At 58.6% G+C, this 13,826-nt stretch carries 7 protein-coding genes and 1 pseudogene; 2 read left to right on the forward strand and 6 right to left on the reverse strand.

The annotated features are described in order from the left end of the window. Positions 1 to 658 precede the first annotated feature (658 nt). Complete coding sequence (locus C7123_RS04160) at positions 659 to 1,552, reverse strand: lysophospholipid acyltransferase family protein (protein ID WP_069175875.1); 894 nt, start codon at positions 1,550 to 1,552, stop codon at positions 659 to 661. Next, a complete protein-coding gene (gene mtaB, locus C7123_RS04165; protein WP_069175876.1) occupies positions 1,549 to 2,865 on the reverse strand; it encodes a tRNA (N(6)-L-threonylcarbamoyladenosine(37)-C(2))-methylthiotransferase MtaB in 1,317 nt (438 codons plus the stop codon). The genes C7123_RS04160 and mtaB overlap by 4 nt, the downstream gene beginning before the upstream one ends. A 1,680-nt stretch (positions 2,866 to 4,545) precedes the next feature. Here mtaB and C7123_RS04175 point away from each other — a divergent pair. Continuing rightward, the gene (locus C7123_RS04175) at positions 4,546 to 5,832 is read left to right on the forward strand and encodes a carboxypeptidase-like regulatory domain-containing protein (protein WP_069175878.1); all 1,287 of its coding nucleotides are present in this window, start codon (positions 4,546 to 4,548) and stop codon (positions 5,830 to 5,832) included. A gap of 136 nt (positions 5,833 to 5,968) precedes the next feature. On the opposite strand, the gene rho is transcribed toward C7123_RS04175, so the two are convergent. From rho to ppk1, 4 genes and pseudogenes are all read right to left on the reverse strand, one after another. Then, positions 5,969 to 8,050: a transcription termination factor Rho gene (gene rho, locus C7123_RS04180; protein ID WP_107490592.1), complete on the reverse strand. Its 2,082-nt coding sequence runs from the start codon at positions 8,048 to 8,050 to the stop codon at positions 5,969 to 5,971. A gap of 881 nt (positions 8,051 to 8,931) precedes the next feature. Continuing rightward, complete coding sequence (rpe, locus tag C7123_RS04185; RefSeq protein WP_037983763.1) at positions 8,932 to 9,582, reverse strand: ribulose-phosphate 3-epimerase; 651 nt, start codon at positions 9,580 to 9,582, stop codon at positions 8,932 to 8,934. Between the two features lie 31 nt (positions 9,583 to 9,613). Beyond that, positions 9,614 to 9,778, reverse strand: coding sequence for a hypothetical protein (locus C7123_RS12870; RefSeq protein ID WP_159049833.1), 165 nt, complete (start codon positions 9,776 to 9,778; stop codon positions 9,614 to 9,616). Between the two features lie 306 nt (positions 9,779 to 10,084). Then, positions 10,085 to 12,120: pseudogene (gene ppk1 / locus C7123_RS04190) on the reverse strand (polyphosphate kinase 1). 150 nt (positions 12,121 to 12,270) lie between these two features. Here ppk1 and tilS point away from each other — a divergent pair. Then, positions 12,271 to 13,590, forward strand: a complete 1,320-nt coding sequence (tilS, locus tag C7123_RS04195) for a tRNA lysidine(34) synthetase TilS (RefSeq protein ID WP_069175881.1) — start codon at positions 12,271 to 12,273, stop codon at positions 13,588 to 13,590. Positions 13,591 to 13,826: the final 236 nt, after the last annotated feature.

Consider the following 13,826-nt stretch of genomic DNA (forward strand, 5'->3'; position numbering starts at 1 on the left):
ATGGCATACGCCCCTCTCCTCGATCAGTTCAAGGAAGCCGAAAGATAGCCGATCCAAACAGACGAAAACACAATGCCGTCTTACTCTTTTGCTATCTATCTCCTTGTTTTACCTAAACGCCTGAAGCTATGCATCGAATCTATACGTAAACGCCCGAAAGCCTTAGGCAAATAAGCGTTTTCACCGTCGAGACGCCAAAGCCTTAGGCAAATCGTTGTTTCTCGCTGGAAATGTCGTTTTGCCTAAGGCATTTTGCTGTTTCCAATTGGAAATGCCGTTTTGCTTGAGGCTTTTTGATGTTTCCAACTGAAAATGCCGTTTTGCCTAAGGCATTTTTGTCTCGCCGAAGTGATTTGAGCTTTTGCCTGAGGCTTTCGGGTGTAAACATTGGAAACGTTCATTTGCCTAAGGCTTTTAAGCGTCAACAATGAGAAAAGATCAATAGCCTCAGGCTTTCAGTCAATTCAAATCAAAAAAACACCCTTAGCCTTCCGCCTTTAGGCAGCTAAATGCCCTCGCGAGGGCTTGACTTTCTTTTGCCTTCTTTTCTTGTGTCAAGACAAGAAAAGAAGGTGGGGGACAGGGGGCAACGCCCCCTTATAGCTAAAGGCGGAGGGATATGAGAAGATGGGGAACGTTTTTGCGGCGCGGCCGGAGGCTATCGGCTGTATTTCCAGCGGCGATGGGTCCAGAGCCAACCGGCGGGGTCGCGCAGGATGGTACGCTCCATGCGCCGGGTGTATTCTTCGGTGATCCAGTTCTCGGACTTGGAGCGTGGGGCGTCGGTGAGGAGTTGAAAATCAACGGTATAATGCCCGCGGCTTTCGCACCGCACGTCGGCGTAGATGACGGGAAGATTCATCTTGACGGCCAACCGCTCGGGGCCGTTGAGCACGGCGGTGTCGCGGCCGAGAAACTGGGTCCAGTAGTGCAGATTCGCGCGGCTGGGGGTCTGATCGGCAATGAAAACGAAAAGCGCGGGGGGCGACGTGGGGCGGGCGGTGCGGATGAGTTCGCGGACGACGTCTTTTTTGGGCACGCAGCGGGCGCCGAAACGCGTCCGAAGGTGGCGGAAGAGTCGGTCGAAGGCGGGGCTATCCAGCGGGCGGTAGATCTGGCACACCTCCAGTAGCTCCCCAAAACGCGAAGGAAATCCGGTGAACCATTCCCAATTGCCGTAGTGGCCCATGACGAGGATGAGCGATTTATGGCCGGCTTCGAGCAGCGGGCGGACCATCTCCGGATTGCGCAGGTGAGCCCGCCGCAGCAGCTCCTCGTGCGAGATCCCGGCCAGCTTGATGGTCTCGACGATGTAGTCCGAGAAATGGTGATAGAAACGGCGCTCCAGCCGCAGGCGTTCGTCCGGCGAGAGGTGCGGGAAGGCGCCCTCTAAGTTGCTGCGGACTATACGCCGACGATAGCCTACTAACCTATAGATGAGGAGGTAAAACATATCCGACAGCACGTAGAGCACGGCCATTGGGAGCAGCGCATGGAGACGCACCACGGCGTAAAGCAGCGCATAGATCAGCGTGTTCGCGAAGGCTTTCATGGGCGGCTGAGGAGTGTGGCCGTGAGCGCCGTACCGTCCGCGTTCCACCCGTCGAGGTGGACGGGGGTGAGGCGGTTGGCGAGTGCGCTGTCGTACGCCGTTTCTACCTTAATATAGTTCGCCGTGAACCCGTACATGCGGCCGCCTTTGCGGGCATGCTCGAAGAGGACGGTGGCCTCGCGACCGATGTGGGCGTCGTAAAACGCATGGAGTTTGCGGTCCGACAGGTCGAGCAGCATGCGGCTGCGGGCGTGCTTGACGTCGGCCGGAACGACGGGCGTAATCCGCAGCGCCATCGTCCCCGGCCGCTCGGAATAGCTAAAAACGTGAAGCTGTGAGAAGGGTAAATTTTCAAGAAATTCGTGGCACTCAGCAAAACACGCCTCCGTCTCGCCGCGGGTACCCACGATCACGTCCACGCCGATAAACGCGTCCGGCATCAGGCTGCGGATCCGCTCCACGCGGCGGCGAAAGAGCGACGTGTCGTAGCGTCGGCGCATCAGCTCGAGGACGGTGTCGCTGCCGCTTTGCAGCGGGATATGGAAGTGCGGCATGAAGCGGCTGCTGGCGGCCACAAGCTCGATGACCTCATCCGTGACGAGGTTCGGCTCGATGGACGAAATGCGGTAGCGCGCAATGCCCTCGACCCGATCCAGCGCGCGGAGGAGGTCCAGAAAAGTCTCGCCCGTGGAGCGCCCGAAGTCGCCAATATTGACGCCGGTGAGGACGATCTCCCGCCCGCCTTCGCGCGCCACCCCTTCGGCCTGCGCCACGAGGTCGGCTATGCGGCCATTCCGACTGCGTCCGCGCGCAAACGGGATGGTACAGAAAGAACAGAAATAGTCACAGCCGTCCTGCACCTTCAAAAAGTGGCGCGTGCGATCGTCCGCCGAGCAGGAGGGGGTGAAAGCGCGAATGCGTTTCGTGTCGGTCGTCACCGCCAGGCCGGCCGTCCGCTCGCGCAGGTGACGCATCACATCTCCCTTCTGCTCAGCGCCTAAGACCAGATCGACGTGATCGATGGCGAGCACCTCGTCCGGCTTCAGTTGCGCGTAACATCCCGTGACGATAACGAACGCCTTCGGGTGTTGGCGGCGAATGCGTCGGATTAATTGGCGACACTTTTTGTCGGCAAGCTCCGTCACGGAGCAAGTGTTCACCACACAGACGTCGGCCTGTTCCCCGACGCGCGCACGTCGGATACCATGATCGGCCAGTTCGCGGCCGATGGCGGACGTTTCGGCGAAATTGAGCTTGCAACCCAGCGTGTAGTAGGCCGCCTTTTTATCTTCAAAATAAGCACTATCAATCATCTTTGGAGTCCCCTTTTTTAGGGGGCGCAAAAGTAAGAGGCTGCGTACACATTCGCTCCGTTTCGGTCCGCAGGCCATAAGATTTGAGGTAGATACGCACTTTCGAGGAGGACTATCTTGAGGCCGTTTCGAGTCGCCGAAGCGCTTCTTCACATAGCCGAAGGCCATCTGTAGAATAGCTTATTTTTCTTCAGCGCGTTTTGGGCTTGAGGCAGATACACACTTTCGAGGAGAAGTATCTTGAGGCCCTTTCGAGTCGCCAAAGCGCTTCTTTACATAGCCGAAGGCCGTCTGTAGAACAGCTTATTTTTCCTCAGCGCGTTTTGGGCTTGAGGCCGATACGCACTTTCGAGAAGAAGTATCTTGAAGCCATTTCGAGTCGCCGAAGCGCTTTTTCACATAGCCGAAGGCCGTCTGTAGAACAGCTTATTTTTCTTTAGCGCGTTTTGGGCTTGAGGTAGATACGTATTTTCTGGAAGGGGTATCTTGAAGCCGTTTCGAGTCGCCGAAGCGCTTTTTCACATAGCCGAAGGCCGTCTGTAGAATAGCTTATTTTTCCTCAGCGCGCTTTGGGCTTGAGGCCGATACGTATTTTCTGGAAGGGGTATCTTGAAGCTGTTTCGAGTCGCCGAAGCGCTTCTTCACATAGCCGAGGGCTGTTTGTAGAACGGTTCATTTTTCTTCAGTGCGTTTTGGGCTATAAGACGCATCTTTTGGAAATTTACACCCTATTCGCAGCCCTCACGCCCTATTTCTTTTATCTTTGTTACAGCCTAAAGCCGACAGCCCGAGGCGAATGGCCGGGGCACATCTCCGGGCGCTGGAGAGGCTTTTTGCAGGGGATTGACCAAAAGCTGAAAGCTGGAGGGGCCTTTCGCGGAGTATCGACCAAAAGCCGAAGGCAGTCTGGTATAAACGTTTTTCAGGACACATCTCCAAAGGCTGGAGGGACTTTTTGCGGGTTATTGGCCAAAAGCCGAAGGCTGTCTGGAGCTGCTCTTTTTCGAGCTATCGCAGCGGGTCACTTGAGTGGTTTTCCGCAGAGGATTGACCAAAAGCCGAAAGCGGACGGGCGTAAACATTTTTCCGGGGTACATCTCCGAAGGCTGGCAGGGCTTTTCGCGGAGTATCGACCAAAAGTCAAAGGCTATCTGGAGCAGCTCTTTTTCGGGTCATCGCAGCGGGTCTCTGGAGAGATTTTTCGAAAAGGATTGACTAAAAGCTGGAAGCTGTCTGGAGCTACACTTTTTCGGGTTATCGCAGCGGGCCGCTGGAGAGATTTTTCGAAAAGGATTGACCAAAAGCCGAAGGCAGTCTGGAGCTGTACTTTTTCGGGTTATCGCAGCAGGTCGCTTAGGGTGCCTCACGATCGGTGGGAAAAGGCAGCCGGAGGTTGTCTGGCCGGAACGTCTTTTCGGGGTACATTTCCAAAGGCTGGAGTGGCTTTTCGCAGGGTATCGACCCAAAGCCGAAGGCTGTCTGGAGCCATACTTTTTCGAGTCATCGCAGGGGGTCACTTGGGGAGCCTCGCGGTCGGTGGGAAAAGGCAGCCGGAAGCGGACGGGCGCTAAAACTTTTTTAGGTCTACTTGCCGATGATTTTTGTTATTTCGTGCTACTTATTCCCAGCTTACTTCACGCTCTCTTTCTCTATTCATTTTATTCAAACGCTTACCGAATCATGAAGACTGAAACGATTTTTCGAGTTCTGCTGTGGAGCCTCTTTATGGCCACCGGTATGGTGGGGCTTCGCAGCGCGGCGCAGACGGATGCGCCAGCACGTAGACCGTACGCCACCGTCAGCGGAACGGTGCGCGATACCCGCACGAACCGTGTGCTGCCGGCGGTGCATGTCGCCGTGCCAGGTACGGGCATCGGCACCGTGACCAACGCCGACGGTTATTTTTCGCTCCATGTGGCTGACTCCCTCCGGGCCGATCGGATCGAGTTTTCGCACATCGGCTACGCGCTCCTTACCTATCCGATTCGACCGGGTACGCAGGTCGAGGCGGCCTCCATCCAACTGACACCGAACGCTAACCTCCTGGAGGAGGTGACCGTCATGGGCGGTGATGCGCGCGACCTCGTGCGCCAGGCTGTGGATCGCATCACGGACAACTATCCGCAGCGGGCCAATCGCCTGACTGGTTTTTATCGGGAAGTCATCCGCAAGGGGCGGCGCTACATCGACATTTCGGAGGCCATCGTCGGGCTCTACAAGACGCCTTACAATGGCGTGGGCACAAACGCCGATCGGGTACGGCTCGAGAAGGGGCGGAGGCTGCTCAGCCAACGGCCGGGCGACACGCTCATCGTGAAATTCGAAGGCGGCCCGACGCTCTCCATCTTTCTCGATGTGGTGAAAAACAGCGATTTGATGTTCGCCCCCGACGAGATGGAACACTACGCCTTCCGCTACAATCGCACCACACTGATAGACGATCGTCCGCACGTTGAGATCCGCTTCATGCCACGTGTCGTCTGCCCTTATGCGCTCTACGAAGGGCTGCTTTACATCGACAGCGAAACGCGGACGATCTCCCGCGCGGAGTTCAGCCTCGATATGACCGACCGCCTCAAGGCCACGCAGGCCATGCTCCGCAAGAAACCCGCCGGACTGCGCTTTCGCCCCGAGCGATTGGCCTTCCTCGTCACCTATCGGCGACAGGCCGACGGTCGCAGTAGCCTGGCTTACGTGCGCTGCGAAACGGCCTTTCGTTGCGACTGGCATCGGCGGCTTTTCGCCACATCGTACGTCGTGACGTCGGAAATGGCCATCACCGATCGTGACGAGACACACGCAGAGAAAATCCCCTACCGCGAGGCGTTTCGCTCACGTGACGCCCTGACCGACCGCGCAGCTGACTTCTATGACGCCAATTTCTGGGACGGCTATAATATCATTGAGCCGACGGAGTCTCTTGAAAATGCCGTGGGCCGACTGATGAGGCGGCGGAACCGCGACTAAGCTCCGCCAACGGCGGACGGATGCAAACGAAACGTCCTGCCGGACGGAAGGAATCGACCGGATCCCTTTCGCCCGACAGGACGTTTCTGCGGTGCCTCCCTAAGTCCGAGAGGCCAGAGTGACGCTCCTCCGGCTGTCAGCCGTTCATGGAGGCCAAAAATTCGGCGTTGTCCGTGGTGCCCTCCAAGCGCTTCTTGACGAACTCCATTGCCTCGACCGTATTCATGTCCGAGAGTACGGTGTTGCGGAGTACGAATAGGCGGTTGCGGATGTTCTCGTCCTGCAGCAAATCGTCGCGACGCGTGCTGGAGGCCTGGATGTCGACCGCAGGGAAGATGCGACGGTTGGCCAGCTTACGGTCGAGTTGCAGCTCCATGTTGCCCGTACCCTTGAACTCCTCGAAGATCACGTCGTCCATCTTCGAACCCGTTTCGGTGAGAGCCGTAGCAAGGATGGTGAGGCTACCGCCGTGCTCGATGTTACGCGCAGCACCGAAGAATCGCTTCGGCTTCTGGAGGGCATTGGCCTCCACGCCACCCGAAAGCACCTTGCCCGAGGCCGGTTGCACGGTGTTATAAGCGCGGGCCAGGCGGGTGATGGAGTCGAGCAGGATGACTACGTCGTGGCCACACTCGACCATGCGTTTGGCCTTATTGAGGACGATCTCGGCGATCTTCACGTGGCGGTCGGCCGGCTCGTCGAAGGTGGAGGCGATGACTTCGGCGTCTACGCTACGGGCCATGTCGGTCACCTCCTCGGGGCGTTCGTCGATGAGCAGGATGATCATGTAAACCTCCGGGTGATTGGCGGCGATGGCGTTGGCGATATCCTTGAGGAGCATCGTCTTACCAGTCTTCGGTTGTGCCACGATGAGCCCGCGTTGCCCCTTGCCGATGGGTGCAAAAAGGTCGACTACGCGGACGGCGTACGGGTCGTAAACCTTCGGCGAACGGCGGTCGGTGAGTTTGAATTTCTCTTCGGGGAAAAGCGGTGTGAGATGGTCGAAGGGGACGCGGTCGCGGACCTCTTCGGGCAGTCGGCCGTTGATGGTGTCCACCTTGACGAGCGGAAAATATTTCTCGCCTTCGCGCGGCGGGCGGATGGGACCTTCGACGAGGTCGCCGGTGCGAAGTCCGAAGAGCTTGATTTGTGAGGCCGAGACGTAGACGTCGTCCGGCGAAGCGAGGTAATTATAGTCCGACGAGCGGAGGAAACCGTAGCCATCGGGCACGATTTCGAGGACGCCGGCGGCGGTCAGTATGCCGTCGAAATCGTAGATCGGCGGGGGCGGCACGACGGGAGCATTTTCGCGTAGGTTGGGATTGTTGGGCCGATGATTCTGTTGGGGGCGTTTCTTGGCTTCGTTCTGCTGCTTGTCTTTGGGCTGCGGCGCGGGCGGCTGCATGGGCAGCACCTGATCGAGGACGGAAGGCGTGTCGGTGGCATGCTTGAAGATGGTGCGTTTCGGTTCCTCGGGCGCGGGGGGAGTGGCGGGTGTCGCTGTTGGCGCCTCGGGCGACGGCTTCGCTTCATGAGCGACGGCGGGTGTTTGGGGCGTCGTTTCAGGTGCGGCGGATGGAGGAACGACGGGCGATACGGGGGCAATGGGGGCAGCCACGGGCGCTTCTACGGGCATCTCTTCGGCTTCGAGCATCGGCTCGGTGGCCAGGATCGGCTCCGTTTCGGCGATGGAGGCGGGTGTCTCAGCGACGGGTGCTGCCGCCGACTTGCTTTTCTTCGGACGACCCGGGCGGCGTTTGGCGGGTTTGCTTTCCGCTGCCTCGGCCTCCTCCTTCGTCTCGGCCTTGGGCGCGGCTTCCGTCGTCTCGGCCTTGGCTGGAGACGCTGGAGCGGCGGCTTCCGTCGGCTCTGCCGCTTTGTTTTTCTTCGGGCGGCCCGGGCGACGTTTGGCGGGTTTGCTTTCCGCTTTTTCGGTCGTGTCGGCTTTGGGTTCCTTTTCGGAGGCGGAGGCCTCAGCGGCGGATTCGGCCGACTTGTTTTTGGGTGGACGGCCGGGGCCGCGGCGTTTCTGTTCGGATTTCTGAGCTTCTTTTTCCTTTTGCATACCGGCTACCGATTCGGCTTGTCGGTCAAGAATCTGATAAATCAGGGCTTGTTTTTCGACACCTTTAATGTCCGTGAGTCCCAGATCGGTTGCGATGGTTTGCAGCCGGGGGAGATCCATGTCTGTGAGTTCGACAATGTTGTATTTGACCATGTTGTTATGTGGATAAATGGAGAATTAGCGGGGGTACGCGGGGCAGAAGCGGACATGTATACGCAGCGTCCACGCGCCACCAGGCTCTTCGCTTATGATGTAACTATCAATTGTATATATCGTGAGGATTGCTTTTTCGTCCGGCCCTCGTTCCCGGGGTTAATGGGTGCTATTTGAAGGGGGGATCAAGCGGGGGCAAATATACGCCAATCCGTAAGACGCCAAAATCGAACACTTTATCCGGAAACAGCACAGCGGCGAAATGTCGCAGGTTGGTTAGGCCTCAAAATTCACAGCGATAATAAATCGCATGCATGTTTCTTAATGTCGCACACAGCGCCAGTCAGTTTCCTGCATGTGTCTTAGTATCGAACACTTTGCTAGTCAATTCCCTGCGTGTTTCTTAGTATCGCATACAGCGACAATCAATTTCCTGCATGTTTCTTAGTATCGCATACAGCGACAGTCAGTTCCTGTCATGTTTCTTAATATCGCACACAGCGACGGGCCGTTGCAGACTTGCATGGCTCCGAAATACACTATTTCCGGTCGCCGCAGGTTTTGCAATGCCCGAAATACACTATTTCTGGCCGCCGCAGGTTTTGCAACGCCCGAAATACACTATTTCTGGCTGCCGCAGGTTTTGCAACGCTCGAAATACACTATTTCCGGTCGCCGCAGACTTGCATGGCCCCGAAATACACTATTTCTGGTCGCCGCAGGTTTTGCAACGCTCGAAATACACTATTTCTGGCCGCCGCAGATTTGCATGGCTCCGAAATACACTATTTCCGCCCCCCCGTGTCCCCCAGAAATGGAAAAGCGGCCACCCGACACGGTGTCGGAGCGGTCGCTTTTCAAAGAAAATGGTAGGCGATAGTTTAGAGCGCCTTCAGCTCGCGGATGGTGGCCTCGGGGTCGGGCGAGCGGAAGACGTAGCTGCCGGCCACGAGCACGTCGGCACCAGCATCGAGGAGCACGCGGGCCGTCTCGGTGTTCACGCCGCCGTCTACCTCGATGAGCGTCTTTAGCTCGCGCTCGCGGATCATGCGGCGCAGCTTGGCGGTCTTGACGACGGAGTGGCCGATGAAGCTCTGGGCGGCAAAGCCGGGGTTGACGGACATGAGGAGCACCATGTCGAGGTCCCCGAGGATGTCCTCGAGGAGTGTGACGGGCGTATGGGGATTGAGGGCCACACCGACGCGCATGCCGGCGTCGCGGATGGCGTGGACGGTGCGGTGGAGGTGGGTGCAGGCCTCGTAGTGGACGGTCATCATGTAGGCGCCGGAGTCGGCCACCTCGCGGATGAATTTCTGGGGCTCGACGATCATCAGGTGCACGTCCGTGGGCTTGTGGCAGACGCCGCGGAGGGCGTTCATGACCGGGAAGCCGAAGGAGATGTTGGGGACGAAGACGCCGTCCATGACGTCGATATGCAGCCAGTCGGCCTCGCTGCGATTGATCATCTCCACGTCGCGGCCGAGGTGCATAAAGTCGGCCGAGAGGAGCGATGGGGCTATGAGATGGTTCATTGTGCGCTATATATTATGAGCGAGGCGGGCGTCAGTTGGCGATGGGGAGGGCGGGGTTGGGCGCGTTGTCCGGCGTATAAATGCGGGCGAACCAGCTGAGCAGGGCGAGGGTCTCGGGGCGAGGGCCGAAGGATGGGGGACGGTTGGAGGGGTTGTCCTGACGTTCGGCGGGGGCGGAAGGGGTAATCTTTTTCATAGGCAGAAAAATGGGGGGATGTTTGTTGTGTATGGGTGTATGTATGTGCTATAAATGAAGTTTTCTTTCTCTGTATTTGGTGGGATGGAAACGGGCGAAACGGGGGGAATATTGCTTGATGGAGAATATTACTATGGGTGGACACATCGGCCTACCTCTTCTTCTTTTCTTGTCTTTCCTCCTTCTTTTCTTGCCTCTCCTTCTTCTTTTCTTGCCTTGACGCAAGAAAAGAAGCAAAAGAAAGTCAAGGCCCCACCGGGGCCGGGGAAGTTGGCCGGGTACCTGTGGGGTGTATGCGATTCGTCTCTACTCTGGGTGCGTCCTTCGCTTGATGTATTCGTAGGTGGCTTGCTGGGCGCGAAGGGGGGGGCGTCGTTGTGGATGTAGATGTTGCGCAGCTGGCCGTCGATGTGGCAGGCCTTGACGTTGTCGCGCAGCTGGATGTCGAGGAGGTCGAGGATCTCGCGGCGGACGTCGGGCGAGAGGATGGGCACGGCGGCTTCAATCCGTCGATTGAGGTTGCGCCGCATCCAGTCCGAGGAGGTGAGGTACATCGTCTCTTCGCCATCGCCGCGGAAGTACCAGAGGCGGGCGTGCTCGAGATACATGTCCACGATACGCGTGACGCGGATGTTGGGGCTATAGCTGCGGTCGGGCGTCAGGCAACAAATGCCGCGCACGAGCAGGTCGATCTCCACGCCCGCCTGACCGGCCTCGTAGAGTTCGTCGATCATCTGCTTATCCTGGAGGCCGTTCATCTTGAGAATGATTCGCCCTCCACGACCGGCACGCGCTAGGTCGGCCTCACGTCGGATCAGGCGGATCAGCTCCGGCACCATGTTGAAACGCGCCACCAATAGGCGGTCGAAGTGTGGCTCCGCAAGGCGCCCCTCTAAGACCTCAAAGACACGGCAGACGTCGCCCACGATGGCTTTGTCGCAGGTCAGGAGGGCCATGTCGGAGTAGCCCTTGGCCGTCTTCTCGTTGAAGTTGCCCGTGCTGAGGCAGGCAAAGTCAGCGGCCTCGCCACGACGCAAGACGACGGCCACCTTGGCGTGCACCTTCAGCCCGGGTATGCTGTAGATGATCTTGATCCCCGCCTGACGCATCTCTTCGGCCGTGCTCATGTTGTTCTCCTCATCGAAGCGCGCCTTAAGCTCCACGAAGACCGTCACGCGTTTGCCATTGCGCGCGGCACCGATCAGGGAGTGGATCACGGCCGAGTTTTCCGCCACGCGATACTGCGTGATCTTGATCTCCTCCACGTCCGGATCGAACGACGCCTCCATGAGAAAGCGCAGCAGATAGTCAAACGATTGATAGGGGAAATGCAGCAACACGTCGCCCCGCTCCACGGCGCGAAACATGGATGCCAACTCCTCGAGATACGGCACCCGCAGCGGCGCAGGGGGCGTGCGCACCAGCTCCGCCCCGATGGGGTTCGGAAGGCGGATCATGTCTTGCAGGTTCATGTAACGCCCACCCACGACGAGGTCGTCGGCCGCGATGTGGAACGACCGTCGCACGAAGGCCAGCACATCGGGCGGCATCTCACGGTCGTACATGAAGCGGCTCAGGGCGCCGATCTTCCGCTTGCCCACCTTCGTGCGGATAGACTGGAGGATGCTCTGCGGCGTCTCTTCGTCGACATAGATATCGGCGTCGCGCGAGATCTTAATCCCGTAGCATCCGTCGGGCACATAACCGGGAAAGATGGCGGGCAGGTTGTAGCGGATCATGTCGTCGACAAACATGAAGTAGTGCATGCCCTCATGCTCGGGTAGGGCGATGAAGCGCGGCACATTCGAGTGCGGTATTTTGATCAGCACATAGAGCGGTTCACGCGTCTCGCGCTTGAGGATGCGGGCGATGAGGTAGAGCCGGCGGTCGCGGATGAAGGTGCGGAATCCTTCATGGAGCGTGACGGGCGAGAGGTAGGGAAAGATCTCTTCGTCGAAATAGCGGCGGACAAAGTCGCGGTGGAAGGGCAGCGGCTCGTGCGTCTGATAGAGGTAAACGCGCTGGCGACGCAGCTCGGGCAGGATGCCGTCGTTGAAGATGCTGTAGAAATCCTGCTGCTGACGGTTCACCTCGGTGGTGATCTCGTTGAGCGTCTCCTCGGCCTTCTCAGAATTGTCGGCGCGGTAATTCTTTTTCATGATAGCGCCGCGCTGATCGGCCACGCGTATCTCATAGAACTCCTCCAGATTGGAGGCGTAGATGGAGAGGAAGCGGATCCGCTCATAGATGGGTAGGGTGGCGTCTGCGGCCTCCAGGAGGACGCGATAATTGAATGACAACCAACTGATGTCTCGCTTGAAATAACCGTATTTCTTTTCCATGTGCGGGCAAACATAAGTCGCTGATTTCATTGCCCCTCTCCCACCCCATCTATTTTTGCGCGCGCATCATTCGCCCCCCATACAACTTCACACGCCCTCTGACTACCCCATAACCACCTCTTGACTACCCCCATAACCACCTCGCAACCCATGCTTTCCACCGTCCAAGCCTACATCGCGCAACACCAACTGCTCCGGCCCGGGGCACTCGTCATCGTCGGACTGAGTGGCGGCGCAGACTCTGTCGCCCTGCTGCATATCCTCACCCGACTCGGCTACCCCTGCGTGGCTGCCCATTGCAACTTCCACTTGCGCAACGACGAGTCCGACGCCGACGCCGACTTTGCCCAACAGACCGCCGAAGCGCTCGGCCTCCCCTTCCGTCGCATCGATTTCGACACGGCCGACTATGCCCGCCAAAACGGCGTCTCCACGGAGATGGCTGCCCGTACCTTGCGCTACGAATGGTTCGAGACGCTCCGCCGCGAGCTGGGGGCTGAGGCCATCGCCGTGGCTCATCACCGCGACGACAACGTCGAGACCGTCCTCCTCAACCTCATCCGCGGCACGGGCCTCAGCGGGCTATGCGGCATGCGGCCCCGCAATGGGCATATCGTCCGGCCGCTGCTCTCGGTCGACCGCCACCAGATCGTCCGCTGGCTTGCCGATCGCCACCTACCCTTCCGCACCGACAGCTCGAACGCCTCTGACGTCTATCGGCGCAACTTCGTCCGCCTCCGCCTGCTACCGCTCATGGAGCAACTCAACCCGTCGGTCCGAGACGCCATCCTACGCATGGCCGGCCATCTCACGGATGTCGAAGCCATCTATCGCAACGCCATCGATAGCCACCGCGCGCACCTTATCGACGCCGACGGCCGCATATCGATCGACGCCCTCCTCCGCACGCCCGCCCCGCAGGCCGTGCTCTTCGAACTGCTCACGCCTTATGGCTTTACACCCTCACAGTGCGCCGACATCGCCCGCGCCCTCAGCGGCGAATCCGGTCGCTCGTTCGTCGCCCCCGGCGGCCGATGGCACCTCCTCAAAGATCGCCTCCACCTGATCCTATACCCCGCCGACGAAGTGTCCGCAGACGCCTTCCCCCTCGCTCCGGGCAGCGAACTCACCGCGCCCATCCGCCTCAGCCTCGAGGAGCGCATCGTCGACGAGGCGTTCACCATCAGCCGCAGCCCCCACGTGGCCACCTTCGACGCCGATCGCATCGCCCTGCCACTCACCCTCCGGCGTTGGCGCGCTGGCGACAGCTTCGTGCCCTTCGGCATGACAGGTCGCAAGAAGCTGAGCGACTATTTCTCTGACCACAAATTCAGCCTCCTCCGCAAAGCCGCCGCGTGGATCCTCTGCGACGCCTCGGGGCGGATCCTTTGGATCGTGGGCCATCGCACCGACAACCGTTTTCGCATCACCTCAAAGACGCGCCGCGCACTGATCGTCACGCAACGCTGAACGCGCCTCATGCTTCCGCCTCCGTCGTCGTTTGAAGTCGTTTTCATCTAAAAAAGTGGGTGGGGGCAATGCTCGAAGCCCCGTCATGCGACACGAAATGGCTTTTCCAGTCGGAAATGCCCCGTCATGCGACACGAAATGGCTTTTCCAATCGAAAATGCCGTTTCATGCGACATGAAATGACTTTTCCAGTCGGAAATGCGGTTTCATGTGACACGAAATGACTTTTCCAGTCG

It is taken from the genome of Tannerella serpentiformis (assembly GCF_003033925.1).
Lineage (GTDB): Bacteria > Bacteroidota > Bacteroidia > Bacteroidales > Tannerellaceae > Tannerella > Tannerella serpentiformis.